The organism is Pseudomonas sp. B12(2026) (assembly GCF_057767015.1).
This window is the reverse complement of the sequence record NZ_CM173430.1, coordinates 2877357-2897983: the sequence shown is the minus strand read 5'-3', so window position 1 is coordinate 2897983 and position 20627 is coordinate 2877357. Positions and strand designations below refer to the sequence as shown.

Below are 20627 nucleotides of genomic sequence, written 5' to 3'. Positions count from 1 at the left end.
TCGTTTCAAGTTCCCGAGGGCCTATGTCCCAAGTCGACTGGCTGAGCCATCTCCTGAAAATGATCACCATCAGCGGCCAGCTGGAGGTCCGCTGCGCCTACGGTGCGCCCTGGCGTGTGGCCTGGGAGCGGTCCGCGCCGCACGGGATTCCCTACCACATCGTGCTCAAGGGCCGGGCCGTCATCGAGGACCCGGAGACGGGAACGGCCAGGGAGCTGCTGGGCGGCGATATCGTGCTGTTGCCCCACGGGGCGGCGCACGTGCTGCACGATGGCAGCGGGCATGCGCCGGGGCTTACCTACAATCGCCAGGGTTCGGCGGGATGGCTGCTCAGCGAGAATGACGGCCAGGGCGAGCATCTGGACATGTTGTGCGGGCACTTTTTCATCAGCCCGCCCCATGACCGGCTGATCCGCAACTACCTGCCCACGAACCTGGTGGTACGGGCTACGGACGGCTCCGCTGACGAAGGCATCGGCGCCGCGTCGAACCACCTGGCCAGCCTCGTGGGGCTGATGCGCACGGAGTCCAGCAGCGACAAGCTGGGCGGAAACGCCATGCTCAACGCCCTTTCCGCGGCGCTGTTCGCGCTGGTGCTGCGCGCGGCAAGCGAGTCCGAGCAGGCTCCGGCCGGCTTGCTGGCGCTGGCCGGCCATCCACGACTGGCTCCGGCCATTTCAGCCATGTTCGCCGACCCGGCGCGCCCCTGGAGCCTGCCTGAGCTGGCCGACCTGTGCAGCATGTCGCGCGCCACCTTCATGCGCCACTTCCAGGACAAGCTGGGACGCTCGGCCATCGAACTGCTGGCCGATATCCGGATGAGCCTGGCCGCCAACGCGTTGAAGAAACCGGCGATGACCACCGAGGCCGTGGCCGAGTCGGTGGGCTATCAATCCGTGTCGGCATTCCGCCGTGTATTCACCGACAGGATGGGGATGACGCCGGGGCAATGGCGGCGCCTGGCGCGAGAGGCCCAGTAACGGCGGCACATCATTGCTGCATGGATGGCGGATCGGCTGCCTACACCAGCTTGATCCTTTCAAGCATCTTTTTGAGAAAATCCGATCTCGAAATAAGCACCTTGCGAACCTAAAGTGACGGCTCCTGATCACCGGATGAAGGAGTCACACCAGATGACCAACGCCATCATCGAATCCATCGCAAGCCGCCACACCACCAAGTATTACGACCCTGCCGCCGCCTTGAGCGACGACCAGATCCGCGAACTGGTGCGGATCGCCACCACCGCGCCGACCTCCTTCCACATGCAGAACTGGCGCTTCATCGCCGTGCGTTCGCCTGAAGCCAAGGCCCGGCTGCGCCCGATCGCCTGGGATCAGCCCATGGTCACCGAGGCCGCCGTCACCTTCATCGTCTGCGGTCAGCTGGCCGATTCCAGCGTGATACCCGAGCGCCTGGCCCCCGTGGTGGACGCGGGAATCATGCCGGCAAAGCTGGTGCCGGACTGGGAAGACCCCGCGCGCGGCCTGTATTTCGAGAACCCGCAGCTCCAGCGCGACGAGGCGGTGCGCACCGCCGCCATCGGCGCGACGGCGATGATCTACGCGGCCCGCGCGCTGGGCCTGGGTTCGACGCCGATGATCGGCTTCGATGCCGAAGCGGTACACCGCGAGTTCGGCCTGGCCGGGAACGAAGTGCCGGTCATGCTCCTGTCCGTCGGCGCGGAGCGTCCGGGGAACTGGTCGCAGAAGCCGCGCCGCCCGGTGACCGAGGTACTGGATTTCGTCTAGGCGCGTCGCTCGCGCCGAACGACCGGACGGCTGCCAGGTGGGTGCAACCCCAGGATATCTCCCGCTTGAAGGCCCGATCAGCTTCGCCCCGCGACCCGGGTGCGAGGCAAACCGAGGGACGGTCCGCACACGGACCTGCCCCAATCAGTGAAACCCGTAACTTTATGGAGACTACGATGCCAAGAGCAGCAGTTCTCAAGCCGGAACAGGTTCCGGCCGATTCCAAACCGACCCTCGACATGTTCACCAAGAACATCGGGTTCACCCCGAACATGATGGCGACCTTCGCGCAGAGCCCGATCGCGTTCAACGCTTGGGCCACCCTGCTCGGCTCCTTGAGCAAGGCGCTCGACGTGAAGACCCGTGACAGCATCGGCCTCGCCGTGTCCGAGGCGAATGGCTGCAACTACTGCCTGGCGGTTCACAGCTTCACCGCCGAGCACATGGCCAGGCTGCCGGCCGATGAAATCATTCTCGCCCGGTCGGGCCGTGCCAGCGACCCGAAGCGCGATGCCGCGGTCCAGTTCGCACGCAAGGTCATCGAGACCCGCGGCCAGGTTGGCGACGCCGACGTGCAAGCCGTCCGCGATGCCGGCTACACGGATGCGAACGTCATGGAGATCGTCGCGCTGGTGGCCATGTACTCCCTGACGAACTTCTTCAATAACGTGTTCGATCCCGAGAAGGACTTCCCCGCCGTTACGCCGGCCGGCTCGATCTGAACGGCAACCGCTCGCATCGCCCCTCTCCGGGTGCCCCGGGGAGGATTCATGTGATGCGAGCCCCCTCGCCCAGACGCACCCGGGAAGGATTCCCGGGAGGCGCCTGGGCTTTTCGCGTTTGCCGGGAGGGTTATCCCCCCGACGAGCGCGCCGGGAAGCCCGGTCTGGCGGCCGTGCAGCCTTGTTGCTCCTGTCCACGCAGTCAGATGCCCCCAGACAAGAGGGGGGTGAGGTCCCGGGCGGCCTATCAGAATCGAAAAACCATTCCCGCCATGCGTGAGCCAAGGAGCGTTCCCATGCTGTACGAATCGATCGATACCGCCGCCATCAACGACGAAGACCTGCCGTGGATTCCCTTCACCCCCTACAGCAATGACGTATTCCTCAAGTACATCAAGTGCGATCCGGTGCGTGGCGAAACCATCACCCTGCTCAAGGTGCCGGCGGGTGCCTCGCTGCCCAAGCACCATCACTCCGGCACGGTGATCGTCTACACCATCAAGGGTGCCTGGAAGTACATCGAGCATGACTGGATCTCCAAGCAAGGCGGCGTGGTCTTCGAAACGGCCGGGACCAGCCACACCCCGATCGCCCTGACCGGCCACGGCGACGAGATCATCACCCTGAACATCACCCAGGGCGACCTGCTGTACTTCGACGAGAACGACAACCTCTGCGCCATCGAGAACTGGAAGTCCGGCGTCGAGCGCTACCTGGCCTTCTGCGAGGCCAACGGCATCCAGGCCAAGGACATCACCAGCTTCGCGGCCTGACCCGGGCCTTCCCCCTGCCCCGCCATCCGCCATTGGGCGGATGGCGGGCGTATTCATGGAACAACAACAAGTGGGTACCCATGTCTAGAAAACTCTCCCCCGCCAGAGATGTAGCCGTGACACTCGGCGCGCTGCTCGGCAGCTCGCTCGTCACAGCCCAGGATAGCCTGCCGTTCCCCCCGACCCCATCCGCCAGCGATGCCAGGCCCACCCTGCAGGAGTCCAGGCACCAGAAGCGCCAAGTGGCGTCCCATCTGCCGAAGGATGCGCCCAATATCCTGGTGATCATGCTCGACGACGCCGGCTTCGCGCAGGCGGACACGGTGGGCGGCGGCATCCACACGCCGACCCTCACCCGCGTCGCCGACAGCGGCGTCCGCTACAACGCCTTCCACACCACCGCCATCAGCTCAGCGACCCGCGCCGCGCTGCTCACCGGGCGCAATCATCATCGCGTCGGCAATGGCGTGATCACTGAGTTGGCCACCGACTGGGACGGCTACACCGGCGAAATCCCCAAGAGCTCGGCAACCATGGCCGAGGTGCTCAAGCAGTACGGCTACAGCACCGCGGCCTTCGGCAAATGGCACAACACCCCGACCCAGAACACCACCGCGGCGGGGCCGTTCGACACCTGGCCCACCGGCTACGGGTTCGAATACTTCTACGGCTTCCTGGCGGGGGAAACCTCGCAGTACGAGCCGCGCCTGTACCGCAACACCACGCCCATCGAGCCGCCCCGCGATCCGCGCTACCACCTCAGCGAGGACTTGGCCGGGCAGGCCGTGAACTGGCTGCAGGACCAGCAGACCTACGCCCCGGACAAGCCGTTCTTCCTTTACTGGACACCCGGCGCGGTCCATGGCCCGCACCAGGTCAACGCGCAATGGGCAGACAAGTACAAGGGCAAGTTCGACGCCGGCTGGGACCGCTACCGCGAAGAAACCTTCGCCCGCCAGAAAGCGCTTGGTTTCATTCCCCGGAATGCCCAGCTGACGCCCCGCCCGGCGGAACTCCCCGCCTGGGACAGCCTCAGCCCCGAGCAGAAGCGTTACCAGGCCCGCCTGATGGAGGTCTATGCCGGCTTCATGGAGCACGCCGACACCCAGGCCGGCAAGCTGCTCGACGAACTCGAACGCCAGGGGAAACGCGACAACACCCTGGTCTTCTACGTGTTCGGCGACAACGGCGCCTCCGCCGAAGGCATGGAGGGCACCATCAACGAACTGCTTACCCACAACGGCATTCCAGTGCCCAAGGAGCAGCAGTTGAAGGTGCTCGACGCCACGTACGGCGGCTTGCCGACACTGGGCAGCGCCAAGCTGGAAAGCATGTACAACGCCGCCTGGGCCTGGGCCGGCTCAGGGCCATTCCCGGGCACCAAACTGGTGGCCGGCTACTTCGGCGGCACCCGTACCCCCCTCGCCATTTCCTGGCCGACACGGATCAAGGCCGACTCGCAGGTGCGCAGCCAGTTCCACCACGTCAACGATATTGCGCCGACCGTCTACGACATCCTTGGCATCACTGCGCCGAAGACGGTCAACGGCGTCGCCCAGGACCCGTTGGACGGCGTCAGCATGCGCTACACCTTTGCCGATGCCGGGGCCGCCTCACGCAAACCGGCGCAGTACTTCGAGGTGCTCGGCAGCCGCGGCGTGTACAAGGACGGCTGGATGGCCTCGGTATTCGGCCCGCGCAAGCCCTGGGTTCAGGGGTTCTCCCAGTTCATGGGCTGGAATCCGCAGAATGACCACTGGGCGCTCTACGACTTGAGCAGCGACTACTCCCAGGCCGTCGACCTCGCCGACAAGTACCCCGACAAGCTCGCCGAGCTGAAAGCGGAGTTCGATGTGCAGGCCAGGGCCAACCACGTCTATCCCATAGGCGCGGGCCTTTACCCCTTCCTCGATCCCTCGGTGCTCGCGCGCAATGGCCGTAGCGAGTGGCACTTCAACAGCCGCACGAAGCGCCTGCCGGAGTTCGCCGCCCCCAACCTGCGCAACCGCAGCAGTGTTGTGCACGCCAGGGTCCAGGTACCCGAGAACGCCAACGGGGTCATCTACGCGCTCGGTGGCACAGGTGGCGGCGTGACGCTCTATCTCGACCAGGGCCATGTGGTCTACGAGTACAACGCGCTGGCCATCGCCCGCGTCAAGTTGCGCTCCGAACGTCCTCTGGCCGCCGGCCCGGCGGACATCGAGGTGCGGACTCGGCAGACAGCCGCCAAGCCCGGTTCCCCCGTCACGCTGAGCCTGTGGGTCGACGGCAAGGAGGTGGCCAGCGGCGTCACGCCCTTCACTCCGCCGCTGACCTTCACCGCCAGCGAGACGTTCGACGTCGCGGAGGACCTCGGCTCGCCGGTGGCGCTGGACTACTTCGACCGCGCGCCCTTCGCCTTCAACGGCACGGTGCAGGACCTGCACATCAGCTACGCCCCCTGACCCATCACCTGCCGGGCCGTGACGATCACGGCCCATGGAGACGAGCATGTCCATCACCGACCTGAAGAACAGCAAAGTCCTGATCACCGGAGCGGCCTCCGGCATCGGCCGTGCGACGGCCCTGGCCTTTGCGCGCCGAGGCGCCACGCTGTTGCTGTGCGACATCGACGCGGCAGGACTCGAATCGCTGCAGCGGCAGATCCAGGACAGCGGCGCCGAAAGCTCCATCCACGTGGTGGACGTTACCGACGCCAACGCCATGGCCGCGCTGGCCGCGCACGTGCATTTCACCCACGGCCCGCTCGATGTGCTGGTGAACAACGCCGGCATCGGCTACCTGGGGCGGTTCCTCGACAGCAGCCTGGATCACTGGGAGCGCGTGATGGACATCAACCTGATGGGCGTCGTGCATGGCTGCTACTACTTCATCCCGCGCATGGTGGAAGCCCGCGGCCCGCGCCAGGTGATCAACGTGGCCTCGGCCGCGGCCCTCTACCCATCGCCGAGCATGGCCGCCTATGCCGCCTCCAAGCATGCGGTCTACGGCCTGAGCGAAGTCCTCAAGATGGAGCTGAGCGATACCGAGGTGCAGGTCACCACCGTATGCCCCGGGGTGATCAACACGCCGATCGTGGCCAACCACAGGAACATTTCCCCGTCCGTCGACAAGGAACAGATCAACCGGCTGCAGCAGTACTACCGGAGCAAGGGCTGCAGCCCCGACCTGGTGGCCGAAGGCATCGTTGGCGCGGTATTGAACAGGCGCGACCTGATCCTGGTCGGCCCGTTCGCCCGGCTGATCTTCCAGCTCCGGCGCATTTCGGTCGGCATGCTGCGGCGCATCGTGCTCAACGACGCGCGCAAGATCGGTTACCTCTGAAGGTGCGCCATGGGTGATCTCCAGCCGCAAGGCATGCACCTGATGGCCAAGCCGGTCGGGCCGATCTGCAACCTCGATTGCGACTACTGCTTCTACCTGGAAAAGGAACGATTCCAGCCGCGCCACAGCCGCTTCCGCATGTCCGACGAGGTGCTGCGCGCCTACGTGCAGCGCTACATCGCGGCCCAGGACAGCCCGGAAGTGGAGTTCACCTGGCAGGGTGGCGAACCCACCCTGCTGGGGCTGGAGTTCTTCCAGCGCGCCCTCGCCTGCCAGCGCGAATTCGCCGCGGGCAAGACGATCCGCAACACCCTGCAGACCAACGGAACCTTGCTCGACGATGACTGGTGCGCCTTTCTCGCCAAGGAAGGTTTCACCGTCGGCATCAGCCTCGACGGGCCGCGCGAGCTGCATGACCTGCATCGCCCGGACAAGCGCGGCCGCTCCAGTTTCGACAAGGTCATCCGCGGCCTGAGGCTGCTGCAGAAACACGCGGTCCCCTACAACGTGCTGGTGACCGTGGCCCGCGAGACCGCGTTGCAGCCGCTGGCGGTCTATCGCTTCCTCAAGGAGGCCGGCGTCCGCCATATCCAGTTCAACCCGGTGGTCGAGCGCGTGCCGACGGCACCTGACGCGGCGCGCGGCCAGGACTTCGCCACGCCGCCCGAGCTGCGCCTGCGCGACCTGCAGGCGCCCGGCGCGCAGGTGACGACGCAGAGCGTGGAAGCGCAGGCCTACGGGGAATTCCTCGTCGCCATCTTCGACGAATGGGTGCGCCATGACGTCGGCACCGTCTACGTCATGAACTTCGAGTGGGCGCTCGCCGCCTGGTGCCAGCTGCCGGCCAGCGTCTGCCTGTTCGCGCCGCGCTGTGGCAAGGCGGCGATAGTCGAGCACGACGGCAGCCTGTATTCCTGCGACCACTACATGTACCCGGAATACCGGCTGGGCAACATCCAGGAGCAGGACCCTGCCGTGCTGCTCGCCTCTCCCGCCCAGCAGGCCTTCGGAGCGGCCAAGGAGGAGTCGCTACCGGGCTACTGCCTGAGTTGCGATTACCTGTTCGCCTGCCACGGCGAGTGCCCGAAGAACCGCTTCATCGAGGCGCCGGACGGCGAGCCCGGGCTCAACTACCTGTGCGCGGGCTACAAGCGCTATTTCCGCCACATGACGCCCTACCTCAACGCCATGGCCAAGCTCGTCGCCCATGGCCAGCCCGCCGACCTGATCATGCAGGCCTTCCACGGTCCATTGCTGGTCAAGCTGTAACGCAGTCCGCGCCTTCCTCCGGGTGCCTCGGCGCATCCATATCGCCGCCGCGTGGCGGGAGGGAGCGGGCGCGGCCCGTCGGTTGCGCAAGAAAAAGGGGCGGACAAGCCCGATCGCTCATGCTGACGCAATCGGCTCTCCGCCCCCGGTTCATCCGCTGCCCGGCAGCCTGTTCCGGCACGCCGGACAGGCCGCCAGCCGCCTTATCAGCGCACCTTGCGCAGCAGGAAATGCGACAGCGCCGGGATCAGCACCAGCGCGCCGACCATGTTCCAGATGAACATGAAGGTCAGCAGGATGCCCATGTCGGCCTGGAACTTGATCGGCGACCAGGCCCAGGTCACCACGCCGGCGGCCAGGGTGACGCCGACCAGGGCGACCACCTTGCCGGTGAAGGCCACGGCATTGCGGTAGGCCTGGGCGAGCGGCACGCCGGCGCGCTGCTGGGCGAGCTGCACGCTGAGCAGGTAGAGGGCGTAGTCGACGCCGATGCCGACCCCCAGGGCGATCACCGGCAGCGTGGCCACCTTCACCCCCATCCCCAGCCAGACCATCAGCGCCTCGCAGAGGATCGAGGTGAGCATCAGCGGCAACACCGCGACCAGCACCGCCCGCCAGCTGCGGAAGGTCACGAAGCACAGCAGGATCACCGCGGCATACACATACAGCAGCATGATCCGGTTGGCCTCGCGCACGACGATATTGGTCGCGGCCTCGATCCCGGCGCTGCCGGCCACCAGCATGAACTGCCGCTCAGCGCTGCTGTGCTCGCGCACGAAGCCTTCGGCGACCTTGACCATGTGATCGAGGGTCTCGGCCTTGTGATCGGTCAGGTAGGCCACCACCGGCATCATCGAGCAGTCCGTGTTGAACAGCTCCGGGTTGTTCACCGAGGCCTGCTGGGCGCCGTAGTTCAGCACGTTCTGGTTGCGCGCGATGGTCAGCCATTTCGGGTTGCCCTCGTAGGAGCCCGCGGTGATCTGGCGCACCGCGTTGACCAGCGAGACCGTGGTCTGCACCCCCGGCTGCTGCTGCAGCAGCCAGCCCAGGCGGTCCGCCTCGACCAGGCTTTCGTACTTCAGGCAGCCTTCCTTGGGGGTCTTCAGCATCACGGCGAACAGGTCGCTGGACAGCGAGTAGTTGGCGGTGATGTAGGCGTTGTCGAGGTTGTAGCGCGAATCCGCCCTGAGTTCAGGCGCGCCGGGGTCCAGGTCGCCGATCTTCAGCTGCAGGCTGACCGCGAAGCCGGCCACCGCCAGCGCCGCGGCGACGAGAACCGCGGCGCTCGCCCAGCGGCGCTCGGTGAAGCGCCCCAGGCCGTCCCAGAGCGAGCCCCCCGCCGCCTCGCGCTCATGCCGCAGGCTGCGCGCCGCGGCACGCTCGCTGACGCCCAGGTAGGACAGCAGCACGGGCAGCAGCAGCAGGTTGGTGAAGATGAGCACGGCCACGCCGAGGCTGGCGGTGATCGCCAGGTTCTGGATCACCGGGATGTCGATCAGCATCAGCACGGCGAAGCCCACCGCGTCGGCCAGCAACGCGGTCAGCCCGGCGAGGAACAGGCGGCGGAAGGTGTAGCGCGCGGCCACCAGCTGGTGGGTGCCGCGCCCCACGTCCTGCATGATGCCGTTCATCTTCTGCGCGCCATGCGACACGCCGATGGCGAACACCAGGAACGGCACCAGGATGGAGAACGGGTCCAGCGAAAAGCCGAACAGGGCGACCAGCCCCAGTTGCCAGACCACGGCGATCAGCGAGCAGCAGATCACCAGCGTGGTGCTGCGCACGCAGCGGGTGTAGGCGTAGATGATCAGCGCGGCGATCACCGCCGCGATGGCGAAGTACGCCATGACCTGCAGCAGCCCGTCGAGCAGGTCGCCGATCAGCTTGGCGAAGCCGATCACCCGTATCTGGATCTTCCCGTCGTCCCGGGCGTCGTACCGGGCCCGCAGCTTTTCCAGCGACTTGGAGAAGGCGTCGTAATCGATGGCCTGGCCGGTCACCGGGTCTTTGTCCAGCAACGGCACGAAGATCATGCTGGAGTGGAAGTTGTTGCCCACCAGGCTGCCGACGATGCCGGAGCGGGCGATGTTCAGGCGCAGCTGCTCGACGCTCGCCGGCGAGCCGTCGTAGGCGTCGGGCATCACCGGCCCGCCCTGGAAGCCTTCCTCGGTCACTTCCGTCCAGCGCACCGCCGGCGTCCACAGCGACTTCATCCAGGCACGGTCGACGCCGGGCGTCACGAACAGCTCGTCGTTGATCTCCCGGAGGGCCTGCAGGTAGGCCGGGTCGAAGATGTCGCCAGCGGGGTTCTCCACCACCACCCGCACGGCATTGCCCAGGCTGCGCAGCGATGCGCGGTTGTCCAGGTAGTTTTTGATGAACGGCTGGCTCTGCGGCAGCATCTTCTCGAAGCTGGCGGTCAGCGTCAGGCGGGTCGCCGCCACATAGCCGAGCGCCAGGGTCAGCAGCGCGCAAAGCATCACCATCATCAGGCGGTTGTTGAAGACGATGCGTTCCAGCAGGTTGCCGGTGCGCGGATCGAAGCCCCGCAGCTCCCGCACCACCGGCATGCCGTCGTGCTCGTAGTTACCCATTTCGGTTTCTCTCTGATGTCGAGGTCATTGGACGAGCAGCTGGCGCGCGCCACGGGTGCCGACCGCTACCAGGCCCTTGGGGCCTGCGACCTGGGCGGCGGCGACCGGCGCCATGACGGCCTGCGGTTGCAGCTGGAAGCTGGCGCCGTCGTCGCGGCTGACGAGCAGGTGACCGGCCTGGCTGAGCAACGCAAGTCGACCATCGGCAAGCTCGGTGCCTGCGGTGATGCTCACCGGCAGGCCGGTCTCGACCCGGCTCCAGTTCGCGCCGCCATCCAGGCTGCGGAAGACATTCCCGCGCAGGCCGAACGCCAGGGCCACCCCGGGCTTGCCGAGGATGCCGAAGAAGCTGCCGGCGTAGGGCGTCGGCCGGGAGGCGAAACGCCCCGTGGCGCGATCGAGCTTGAGCAGCAGCCCCTGCTCGCCGGCGATGTAGAGGTCCTCGCCCACCGGCCGGATGGCGTAGAGATTGAGTGAGCTCGGGTTGTCGGTGCGCTCCATCCAGGGCGTCCAGCGCTGGCCGCCATCCTCGGTGCGGAAGATCAGGTTGAACGCGCCGACGATGTACCCGACCCGCTCGCTCTCGAACCACACATCGAGGAAGGGCTTGTCCGCCCCCTCCTCCGTCATGCGCTCGGCCTCACGCACCAGCGCGGCCAGCCGCTCGTCGTCCGGGGCGCGCTGCGCCAGGGCCTGGTAGTGCCTGAGCATGAGCGGGCCGACCTGGCGCCCGTCGAACTGGCGCGTCCAGCTCTGGCCGCCGTCGGCGCTGTGCAGGACCACGCCGTCATGGCCCACCGCCCAGCCCTGGCGGGCCGTGGGGAAATGCACCGCCACCAGGTCGGAGCTGACCGGCACACGCGCCTGATGCCAGCTCGCGCCGGCATCGTCGGAGGTGAGGATGTGGCCGCGCTGACCGACCGCCACCAGGCGCTCGCCCGCACGGGCCAGGCCGACCAGCAGGCCGGACTGGGCGAACTGGCTCGGCTGCGCCGGGGTATCCAGCACGTCGACGAATTCCTGCGCGACCACCGGACGGCAGAATGGCGCACACAGCGCCGCCACGAGGGCGAGCAGTGTGGCCCACTTGAAAATGCTCATGGATTGATCTCGCGAATCGCCATCGGAGCGCCGCCAGGACGCTCCGATGGCAGGGCACTGATGTCAGCGGATACCGGCGCCGGCCAGGGCGTCGGGCGCCCACTGGGCCTTCGACAGCGGCTGGATGTATTTCACCCCGCCGTGCGGGCCGTAGATGCCGGTGATGTTGTAGCTGCCGGACACGAAGTCGTAGAACATGTGGTTGTCCGAGTTCGGCGCCTGCGCGTCGTAGCTGTAGGCCATGTGCGCGAAGGCGCCGCGGTAGAGCTGGCCACGGGCGTCGTATTCGTCGGAGGCCAGGGCGATCCAGCTGTCCTCGTCGAGGTACAGGGTGCGCTTGCTGTAGATGTGCCGCTTGCCGGGCTTGAGCGTGGCCTCGACCACCCAGACGCGGTGCAGCTCCCAGCGCACCAGGTCGGGATTGACGTGGTTGGGCGTGGTGATGTCGGCGGCCTTCTCGTGGTAGTTCAGCTTGTAGGTGTTGTACGGCACGTACATTTCCTTCTTGCCGACCAGCTTGAAGTCGAAGCGGTCCATCGCGCCGTTGAACACCCAGGCGTCATCGTAGGTCGAGCTGCCGGCCGAGCCCGGGTTCGGCGTGTCATAGGCGATATCGGGGGCGAGCTTCACCCGGCGCTGGCCCGGCAGGTATTGCCAGGCGCGGCGGGGTTTTTCCAGCGGGTCCACCGAGTCGATCAGCAGGATCGCCTCGCCGGCGCGGCGCGCCGGGCCCTGGTAGTAGAGCTTGGTCTTGAAGTACAGGTCTTCGGGCTTGGCCGGTACGTCGTTGCGCGCCGGGTCGAACAGCGGATATTCCAGGTAGGCGTCCCCGGTGGTCGCCAACGAGGCATTGCCCGCCGCGTCGACGTTCCAGGAGTCGTACTTGGAGTTGATCGCCAGCCCCTGGTAGCGCAGCAGGTGGTTCCACATGGCCTCGTAGCCATCGTTGGGGATCGGGAACGGCACGCCGGGCAGCGCGTTCTCCAGCGCCAGTCCGTTGCCGGTCGTGCGCGCCGCCGTGGCGTTCTTGCGGGTGTTGTCCAGCAGGCGTTGCGGCAACGCCACGGTACGGTGGGTGGGATAGACGTCCATGCGGAAGGACGGGAAGCGCTTGAGCAATTCCCGCGAGGCCGCGGTGAGCTTGTCCGCGTATTCGCCAGCATTTTTTCCATCGATCACCAGCCGCGGTTTCTCGCTGGCGAAGGGGTCCAGGCGCATCGAACTGCCGGCCTGGTAGCCGCTCGGCGGCGTGGTCAGGCCGCCGGCATAGGCCGGGATGCTGCCGTCGGCATTGGCGGCCTGCTCGGCGCCCACCGGGGTGAGCGCCTGGCCCAGCTGGGCGGCCTTTTCCGGCGAAACAGCCGCCTCGGCGGACGCGATCATGGCAAGCGACAGCGCGCTGACCATCAGGGATTTTGCATAGGTCATTTCCGATCTCCTGGGGGTGTTGGTCAGAAGGTTGTCTTGAAGGTGAAGGTGACCATGCCGCGGTCCTTGAGCTGGGCCGGCGTGCCCGCGAAGGCGGTGGTCTGGCCCGGCACGCAGCTGTAGGGCGTGGCCGGGTTGCCCGGCGCGGCGCCGTCCGTCGGCGACCCGCAGGTGTCGAAGGGGCCGAAGTTGTCCACGTACTTCAGGTCGAAGCGGTACTGGTTGTACACGTCCATGCCGACGCCCACCGAGTAGCTGCCGGAATCCTCGTTGCCGCCCAGCTGCACGGCCGACTGGCCATCGAGGCCGACGTTGTAGGTCAGCGGCATGCTGAAATCGATGCCCGGGAACACCTGGTACCAGGTCGGCGTGAAGTTCATCCCGAGCACGTAGTTGTCCCGCGTGACCTTGTCGACGCCGCGGTACCAGTCCTCGCCCTTGAACAGCTGCTTGTTCTCCGTCACGTCCAGCCAGCGGCTGTAGGCCAGTTCCACCAGCAGCGAGGCGCTGTCCCAGGCCGGGGTGTCGGCGAAGGTGGTCAGGCCGTTGACCACCGCGTGGACGGTCTTGCCGCGCGCCACGGCGTTGTCGCCGTCGAAGCTGGCGATGAAGCCCGGCGCGCCGGCGGCCGCTGCCGCCGGGTTGACCTGCCCCGGCACGCTGGCCAGCGGCATGTTCTCGCGGTAGTTCACATCCACCCCGACGCTGACGCCGGCGATGCTCTTGGACAGGCTGATGCCGTAGACGTCGATGTCGTCGACGTAGAACTGGTTGTAGCTGCCGACGACGCCGGACAGCAGCTGCGGCATGCCGACCGCTCCCGGCTGCAAGGCGATGTTCGGCAGGACGTCGGAGGTCTTGCGGTAGTACAGGCCGAGGGTGCCGTCGAGCCACTCCGGGCTCCACTTGGCCATCAGGCCGAAATCGCCATGCTTGTCCGGCGTGAAGGTATGCCCGCCGGTCAGGCGCAGAAACTGCGGCGCGCCGGGCACCAGCCCGTAGACCGGGTTGGGCTGGGCGATCAGCGACAGGTCGTCGCTGCCATGCTGGATCGCATCGTTGAAGCCCAGGTAGGTCCCCGACTCCGGCAGGCGCGAGGGGTCCCAGTCCAGGAAGTACTGCGCGCCGAACGACAGCTCGGGATTCAGGGTGAAGTTCATCGAGATCTGGTTGCGCGGGATGAACAGCTCCTTGGCCTCGGTGCCCGGCACCGCCAGGGCCTTGGAGATATCCAGGCCGGACTGGCCATAGCTGTTGCCGTGGGCGAAGGCCAGGATACTCTCGCCCCAGTACTGGGTGTGGCTGCCCGCCTTGACGCTGAGCATGGACTCCTCGCCGAGCTCCACGCTGCCGAACACGAAGGCGTCGAGGAACTCCGAGGACGGGCCGTTGAAGTAGCGCTCCGCATAACCGCTCAGCTGCCGCGAATCGGGCTCGCCATTCTGGAACTGGTTGGTCGACGGGTTGCTGCTGCCGACCTTGTCGTAGGCATGGTCGTACCAGCTGTTGCCGCTGACGCGGAAGCCGTACTGCTTGCGGTAGACCACGTCCAGCTCATGCAGGATATCGATGCGCTGCGACACGGCGCTGCCCGCCGAGAAGTTGCGGTCGCCGTCGTTGTTGTTCCAGGAATTGGCCAGCTTGGAGTTGGCGCTCTCCACGCGCTGCGCGTAGTTGAGCTTGACCGTGTTGTCGAAGCGCACCTGAAGATCGTCGTTGCCGGTATCGAACTCGAAGGCGTACACGGGAAGGCTGCCCAGGCCGATCAGCACCGCCGACGCCAGCAGGCTCGGTGGCAGGTGATGGCAGGTTTTATTGTTCTTGTTCTGCATCGTGATACTCACTGTGTTGTTGTAAACGCGGGTGTTGCGATCTCAGAGGCGCTGGAGGATCGAGACGGTGACCGAGCGCCCTACGGCAGCGCTGTGATGAAGGCCGGTGCGGGCTCCGCGCACCTGCCGTGTTCCCGCTTCGCCGCGGAGCTGGCGGACCAGCTCCACCAGTTGCGCCAGGGCGCTGGCGCCGGGCACCAGGCCGCATCCCAGCAGCCCGCCCGAGGGGCAGACGGCGGGTCTTTCCCCGCTGCGCCGGGTGAAGGCATCCAGGGCGTCCTCGTCGCACAGGCCGAGCGCGGCGCTGAACACCAGGAAGTCGCCGACGCTCTGGTCGTGCAGCTCGACGACATCGAGGTCCTCGACGCCGATTCCGGCCTGCGCGTATGCCTGGGCGGCGGCGCGGCGCGTCGCCGCGCGCCCGAGTACGTCGAGCGGGTTGCCGGAGGCCAGCTCGGAAAGGTTCTCGCCGGCCCGCGCACTGCCGAGAATGGCCACGCCGCTGCGCAGGCCGTAACGGCCGGCGAAGGCTTCCGAACACAGCAGCAGCGCCACGGCGCCACGGGCCGGCGGGCACAGGTATGGAGGCAACCATCCGCCCTGCTCGGCGGCGCCGGCCAGCGCCAGGGGGTTCATGCCGGCCTGTGCCCGCGCCCGCCCCAGGACCCGCTCGAAGCACCGCTCCGTGAGCCCCAGGCGAGCCTGCAGCCAACGCATCTGCTCCGCATACAAGGCCGCCGGATGGTCCCGCCGGGCGATCATGCCCAGCGGATCGCCGGGACGGGCCGGGTCGTTGTCGTCGCCGGGGCAGTCGTCCAGGCCGACGAACATCCGCTTGTAGCCATCGACCTGGGTGTCTTCGAAGCCAAGGACCAGGATCGCCTCGGCCTCGCCGGCCAGGATGCTGTTGCGCGCCAGATGTACCGCGGTGCTGGAGGCGCCTTCGCCGTCACCCAGGCAGAACAGCGGGGGGCCGGAAATGCCGATCCGCACCAGCAACTGCTCGATGGCGCCGATGCCACTGCTGGCGCTGGAGACAAAGACCTGGTCGACCAGGTCGTAGTCGATGCGCGCATCGTCGAGCGCCATCCGCACCGCCTGCCCCACGAGTTCGGGCAAGGGGGGGCGCACGGTCAACGGGGTAAAGGGCGTCCCCCCGACTCCTGCGATCAGCACTCGTTCCGGCATGTTCACTCCACGACGTCGGCCATCGACCGGGAGGCTCCCGGTCGTCATTGATCCATGGTGCGAAGGTACGCCAGGCACGCAGACATACCCCCCCAGCGTCTGGGGGGTGGGAGGCGATGCGGGGAGGCGATGTGGACAGCGGGTGGAGAGCGGGAGTTACCCCCGGGCCGGCGCAGCGATCAGCGCTCCGCCTCCAGGATGCCGAGCATGTAGGCGCGATCCACGACATGCCGGCGCGTACCCGCCTGGAACTTTCCGAAGAGGTTCTTCAGGTGCCACTTGACCGTCTCTTCCCCGACGTTGAGGGCAAGGGCGATCTGCTTGTTGGACAGGTTGCGGGCCAGCAGCTGCAGTATCTCCTGCTCCTTGGGGGTCAGCAGCCGGCTGGGCGCCACCTTCGCAACCTGCACGCGGGCGGCGGGCTCCGCGGCCGAGTTCCGTGGCGTGGCGGGCGCGGGGCCGGTCTCGTCCAGACTCCAACGGACCAGGAATGGATGGGTGTCCGCCAGGACACGCCGCATGCCGTACTCCCCTGCCAGGCTGCGCGCCTCCTGCAGGGTCGCCTGGCCATCGCCGCCCCGCTCGAAGAGCGCCAGCGCCTTGAACAGCAGGGCCTGGACCAGCTCGCGGCCACGCCGCATCCGGCTGGCGAGCTCATGCAGTTCGGCGGCGCTGGCGAGCAGCTCGGACCAGCCTTGTTGCGCCAGCAGCACATAGGCGCGCGCGACGCCGGCCTGCAGGCGCAGCTCCGGCGCCAGCAGGCTTTCGGGATCATGGAAAGACGGGGGAATCGCCTCCTCGAACCGCCGCCAGAGCATCTGGCAGCTGTCCGCCCTGCCCTGCAGCGCGTGCAGGCGGATCTGCTCGCCCAGTGAAACCAGGTGAAACCTCGGCACGCCCCTCTCGTCACCGAGCACATGCAGGGCCTCCAGCAGGTCATGGCTACGATGCGCCTGGCCCTGCAGGCCGGCCAGCCGTGACGCCGTGACGAAGCCGGAGACGATGGCATCGGGACTGGCCAGCCGCTCGACCACATCCAGCCGGTTCGCCAGCACGGTGGTCGCCTCGCCCGCCTCGCCCCGCTCCAGCAGCACCTCCGCCAGGGAGCAGGCGAGCAGGGTCGCCACCGAACTGCGCCGGCCAATGTCCTGCTCCGCGCGTTGCAGGCTCCTGCGCAGCGACTCCGCCGCCGGCTCCATCCGCCCTTCCCAGAGGTAGGTGATGCCGATGACCCACTCGGAGAAGCCGCGAATGGCATCCAGCCCCTCGACCCAGCTGAACTGCGGCGCCTTGCGACAGATACGTCGCGCAGCCTCCGGCTGGCCACGGAACAACGCCAGGCGCGCCTGCTGATTGGCCACTATGGCCTGCACCTTGACCGCGCCCCTGGGTGGCGACTCGACCCAGCGGCCGATGATGGCCTGGGACTCGTCGGGGCGATCGGCGAAGTAGGCCGCCGCCGAAGCGATGGCCGCCGCCTCGCAACTCGTCGCCTCGTCGATCGAGGGATCGGACTGGAGCCTGGCGACCAGATGCCGGGCTTCCCCCGAACGATCGCTCATGGCCAGGGCCCAGGCCGCCGCCAGGCACATGCGCGGGTGTGACTCCACCACTTCGACGGGAAGCTCGCCGATCCATTCGATGACCCGGTTGAACTGGCCGCGCAGCATGATCTCGTAGAGGCATTGCTCGATCATGTTGTAGGCCTGCGCCGGCAGGTCGGCGCTCAGGTAATGACGCGCGGCCTCCTCGAAGAAGCCGCGCATCTCCAGCCATGCGGCGGCCCGCTGGTGGAGCATGCCGAGCCGGGGGCCCGGCAGCAGCGCGACACGCTGCTGCAGGAACTCGCGGGCCAGCGGATGGATTCGTACCCAGTCGCTGTCCACGCCCTCGGCGAAGATCGGCGTGCTGGCGCACAGCTCGGCCATCAGCTCGCCCGCCCCGGGGTCGCCGGTGAGCGCGACGCACAGCTCCGGGTGCAGGGTTTCCGGCAGGGCGATGCAAGTCAGGAAATCGATCTGCCCGGGCGGCAAGCGCTCCACCAGGCTGTCGACGAAATAGCGCTGGATGTCGCCGGTGCAGGCCTTGAGTTCATGGATGGCGCGCTCGGGCTCGGAACTTCGCTCGATGGCCGCCACGGCCAGTTGCAGCCCCAGCGGCCAACCCTCGGTGAGCTCGTGCAGGACCACCCGGAGATCGATGTCGAGACTCTCGCCGAAGCGTCCGGCGAGCACCGCGACCGTTTCATCGACCCGAAAGCGCAGGGCCTCCACGCCCAGCCCGAGAAAGAAGCCGCGGGCCTGCAATTCGGCGGCCTGCAGGTTGAGCCGGCGGCGCGACGCCATCAACACCCGCAGATTCGCCGGCGCGTTGTGCAGCAGATAGGTCAGGGCCACGCGAATGGTGGCGTCCGGCAGGGCATCGACCTCGTCGAGCATGAGCGCCACCTCGCCCCCGAGATCGGCCACTTCCGCCAACCATTCCGTCAGGTCCCCCAGGGCATCGCGGTGGCTCATGGCCCGATTGGCGGAGCTGGCGAACGCCTGCCGGCCGCTGGCCACCAGCATGGCCGCCGCCAGGCCCTGGACGAAACCGACGCCGTCGTCGCGGCCGTCCAGCGTCAGCCAGGCCACCACCGCGCCGCGGGAGAGGAGCTCCCGCCGCCACTGGGCCAGCAGCCAGGTCTTGCCGAACCCGGCGGGCGCGTGGACGGAGATGGCCGTGCGCGACGCCAGCTCGTCCACGTCCAGGCTCAGGCGCTCGCGGCGAAACGCGCTTTTCTGGCTCCTCGGCGGCGTGGTCTTGAGCACCAGCTCAGGCTCGATTCTTTCCAATGTGCGGCGCCTCGGGCAGGGATGAACTTCGGTGCCACCAGTATTGTTCCAAGCACTGGCGATTCGCCAACCGGAAAACGCCTCCTGCGCCTCAGTCCCTACCAAGGACGTGGTTCCGGAACTGCTCGCGCAGCTTCATCTTCTGCAGCTTGCCGGTTGCGGTGTGCGGCAGCTCGTCGACGAAGGCCACGTCGTCCGGCAGCCACCATTTCGCGACCCGCTCCGCGAGGAAGTCCCTCAGTTCGGCCTTGCTCACCGCCCTGCCCGGCTTGGTTACCACCACCAGCAGCGGGCGCTCCTGCCACTTCTCATGGGGGATGCCGATGACGGCCGCCTCGGCGACGGCCGGATGCCCCATTGCCGCGTTCTCCAGGTCGATGGAGGAAATCCACTCGCCGCCCGACTTGATCACGTCCTTGGCACGGTCGGTGATCTGCATGTAGCCATCCGCGTCGATAGTGGCGACATCGCCGGTGTCGAACCAGCCCTCGGCGTCGAGGATCGATTCGTCTCCCTGGCGGTAGTACTGGCTCGCGATCCACGGCCCCTTCACCAGCAGACGGCCCGCCGAGCACCCGTCGCGGGGCAGTTCCATGCCGTCCTCGTCGACCACCTTCATCACCACGCCGTACAAGGCCCGGCCCTGCTTGGCCTGCAGCTCCAGGCGCGTCTCCAGCCCAGCCCCGGCGTGCTTGGGCAGGGGGTTGCAGACGGTGCCCAGCGGCGACATCTCGGTCATGCCCCAGGCGTGTACCGCGCGGGCGCCGAAGTCCTTCTCGAAGCGTTCGACCTGGCTGCGGGGAGCGGCCGCGCCGCCGATCACCACCCGATCCAGGCACAGCTCCGCGGCGGCATCGAGGCCGCCGGCCTCGACATGCTGCTGCAGCATCATCCAGACCGTGGGCACGCCCAGCGCCAGCGTCACCCGCTCCTCGCGCATCAGCTCGTAGATGCTCGCGCCATCCAGGGCCGGGCCCGGCAGCACCAGGCTCGCCCCGCTCATGGCGCAGGCGTAGGGCATTCCCCAGGCATTGACGTGGAACATGGGCACCACCAGCAGGGCGGAGTCCGCCGAGGACAGGCCGAAGCCGTCCCCCGTACACAGCGCCAGCGAGTGCAGCAGCGAAGAACGATGGGAGTACAGCACGCCCTTGGGGTTGCCCGTGGTGCCGGAGGTGTAGCACAGGGACGATGCCCTGCGCTCGTCGAAGGACGGCCAGGCGAACGTCTCGCTTTCGTCGGCGATCAGTTCCTCGAAGCACAGCAGGTTGGGGACCCGGATGTCGGGCATGCAGCGTCGCCCGGTCATGGCGACGAAGGCCTTGACCCCCGGCAGGTGCGGCGCCAGTTGCTCGACCAGCGCACTGAAGGTCAGGTCGAAGAACAGCACACGGTCTTCGGCATGCTTGACGATGAACTCGATCTGTTCGGGAAACAGCCTGGGGTTGATGGTGTGCAGCACCGCGCCCATGCCGGACACGGCGAAGTACAGCTCCAGGTGCCGATAGCCGTTCCACGCCAGGGTGCCGACGCGCTCGCCCGGTTCGATGCCGAGCCGCGCCAGCGCGTTGGCCATCTGCCTGGCGCGGCGCCCCACGTCGGCATAGGTGCAGCGGTGCAGCGGTCCTTCGACGGTCCTCGAGACTATCCGCCCTTCCGGATGGGACCTGAGGGCATGTTCGAGCACTGACGAAATGAGTAGAGGGTGGTCCTGCATCAAACCCAGCACGGTTCGGCTCCATCTAGTAGTTGTTCTTGTTCGGACGGCGGTTGTCGCCAGCGCGAAGGCGTGGCACGTCGCTCGCCGCGAC

The 20627-nt window shown here is 67.3% G+C and carries 14 protein-coding genes; 7 read left to right on the top strand and 7 right to left on the bottom strand.

Translation table 11 applies throughout. The features are described 5' to 3' along the window. Positions 1-23: 23 nt before the first annotated feature. The 7 genes from AC3B6A_RS13450 (at position 24) to AC3B6A_RS13420 (ending at position 7839) form a co-directional block, all read left to right on the top strand. Positions 24-980, top strand: a complete 957-nt coding sequence (locus tag AC3B6A_RS13450; RefSeq protein ID WP_488403400.1) for an AraC family transcriptional regulator — start codon at positions 24-26, stop codon at positions 978-980. A gap of 153 nt (positions 981-1133) precedes the next feature. Next, entirely contained in the window at positions 1134-1751 is a 618-nt protein-coding gene (locus AC3B6A_RS13445; RefSeq protein WP_488403399.1) for a nitroreductase family protein, read from the top strand. Positions 1752-1927: 176 nt separating this feature from the next. Further along, positions 1928-2473 (top strand): carboxymuconolactone decarboxylase family protein, encoded by a 546-nt coding sequence (locus AC3B6A_RS13440; protein WP_488403398.1) that lies wholly within the window; start codon positions 1928-1930, stop codon positions 2471-2473. A 296-nt stretch (positions 2474-2769) separates the two neighbouring features. Then, positions 2770-3246 carry a 2,4'-dihydroxyacetophenone dioxygenase family protein gene (locus AC3B6A_RS13435; protein WP_488403396.1) on the top strand — a complete coding sequence of 159 codons (477 nt, stop codon included), beginning with the start codon at positions 2770-2772 and terminating at the stop codon, positions 3244-3246. A 242-nt stretch (positions 3247-3488) separates the two neighbouring features. Then, the gene (locus AC3B6A_RS13430) at positions 3489-5690 is read left to right on the top strand and encodes an arylsulfatase (RefSeq protein ID WP_488403395.1); all 2202 of its coding nucleotides are present in this window, start codon (positions 3489-3491) and stop codon (positions 5688-5690) included. Positions 5691-5736: 46 nt separating this feature from the next. Then, positions 5737-6570, top strand: coding sequence for an SDR family NAD(P)-dependent oxidoreductase (locus AC3B6A_RS13425; protein ID WP_488403393.1), 834 nt, complete (start codon positions 5737-5739; stop codon positions 6568-6570). Positions 6571-6579: 9 nt separating this feature from the next. Next, positions 6580-7839: an anaerobic sulfatase maturase gene (locus AC3B6A_RS13420; RefSeq protein ID WP_488403391.1), complete on the top strand. Its 1260-nt coding sequence runs from the start codon at positions 6580-6582 to the stop codon at positions 7837-7839. Between the two features lie 206 nt (positions 7840-8045). On the opposite strand, the gene AC3B6A_RS13415 is transcribed toward AC3B6A_RS13420, so the two are convergent. From AC3B6A_RS13415 to AC3B6A_RS13385, 7 genes are all read right to left on the bottom strand, one after another. Then, positions 8046-10433 carry an efflux RND transporter permease subunit gene (locus tag AC3B6A_RS13415; protein WP_488403390.1) on the bottom strand — a complete coding sequence of 796 codons (2388 nt, stop codon included), beginning with the start codon at positions 10431-10433 and terminating at the stop codon, positions 8046-8048. Positions 10434-10457: 24 nt separating this feature from the next. Beyond that, positions 10458-11534 carry a WD40/YVTN/BNR-like repeat-containing protein gene (locus tag AC3B6A_RS13410; protein ID WP_488403389.1) on the bottom strand — a complete coding sequence of 359 codons (1077 nt, stop codon included), beginning with the start codon at positions 11532-11534 and terminating at the stop codon, positions 10458-10460. A 63-nt stretch (positions 11535-11597) separates the two neighbouring features. Further along, on the bottom strand, positions 11598-12962 hold the full coding sequence (locus AC3B6A_RS13405; RefSeq protein ID WP_488403387.1) for a DUF1329 domain-containing protein: 1365 nt from the start codon (positions 12960-12962) through the stop codon (positions 11598-11600). Between the two features lie 23 nt (positions 12963-12985). Then, positions 12986-14794 carry a DUF1302 domain-containing protein gene (locus tag AC3B6A_RS13400; protein WP_488403385.1) on the bottom strand — a complete coding sequence of 603 codons (1809 nt, stop codon included), beginning with the start codon at positions 14792-14794 and terminating at the stop codon, positions 12986-12988. Positions 14795-14836: 42 nt separating this feature from the next. After that, on the bottom strand, positions 14837-15913 hold the full coding sequence (locus AC3B6A_RS13395; protein WP_488403384.1) for a thiolase C-terminal domain-containing protein: 1077 nt from the start codon (positions 15911-15913) through the stop codon (positions 14837-14839). Positions 15914-16161: 248 nt separating this feature from the next. Beyond that, positions 16162-18816 carry a helix-turn-helix transcriptional regulator gene (locus AC3B6A_RS13390; protein ID WP_488403382.1) on the bottom strand — a complete coding sequence of 885 codons (2655 nt, stop codon included), beginning with the start codon at positions 18814-18816 and terminating at the stop codon, positions 16162-16164. Between the two features lie 91 nt (positions 18817-18907). Next, positions 18908-20545, bottom strand: a complete 1638-nt coding sequence (locus tag AC3B6A_RS13385) for a 3-(methylthio)propionyl-CoA ligase (protein ID WP_488403381.1) — start codon at positions 20543-20545, stop codon at positions 18908-18910. Positions 20546-20627 lie beyond the last annotated feature (82 nt).

Bases quoted from the DNA above. Each gene is read 5' to 3' on its own strand.
- AC3B6A_RS13450 (WP_488403400.1), top strand. From the start codon at position 24: ATGTCCCAAGTCGACTGGCTGAGCCATCTCCTGAAAATGATCACCATC.
- AC3B6A_RS13415 (WP_488403390.1), bottom strand. From the start codon at position 10,433: ATGGGTAACTACGAGCACGACGGCATGCCGGTGGTGCGGGAGCTGCGG.
- AC3B6A_RS13410 (WP_488403389.1), bottom strand. From the start codon at position 11,534: ATGAGCATTTTCAAGTGGGCCACACTGCTCGCCCTCGTGGCGGCGCTG.
- AC3B6A_RS13445 (WP_488403399.1), top strand. From the start codon at position 1,134: ATGACCAACGCCATCATCGAATCCATCGCAAGCCGCCACACCACCAAG.
- AC3B6A_RS13435 (WP_488403396.1), top strand. From the start codon at position 2,770: ATGCTGTACGAATCGATCGATACCGCCGCCATCAACGACGAAGACCTG.
- AC3B6A_RS13400 (WP_488403385.1), bottom strand. From the start codon at position 14,794: ATGCAGAACAAGAACAATAAAACCTGCCATCACCTGCCACCGAGCCTG.
- AC3B6A_RS13440 (WP_488403398.1), top strand. From the start codon at position 1,928: ATGCCAAGAGCAGCAGTTCTCAAGCCGGAACAGGTTCCGGCCGATTCC.
- AC3B6A_RS13405 (WP_488403387.1), bottom strand. From the start codon at position 12,962: ATGACCTATGCAAAATCCCTGATGGTCAGCGCGCTGTCGCTTGCCATG.
- AC3B6A_RS13420 (WP_488403391.1), top strand. From the start codon at position 6,580: ATGGGTGATCTCCAGCCGCAAGGCATGCACCTGATGGCCAAGCCGGTC.
- AC3B6A_RS13425 (WP_488403393.1), top strand. From the start codon at position 5,737: ATGTCCATCACCGACCTGAAGAACAGCAAAGTCCTGATCACCGGAGCG.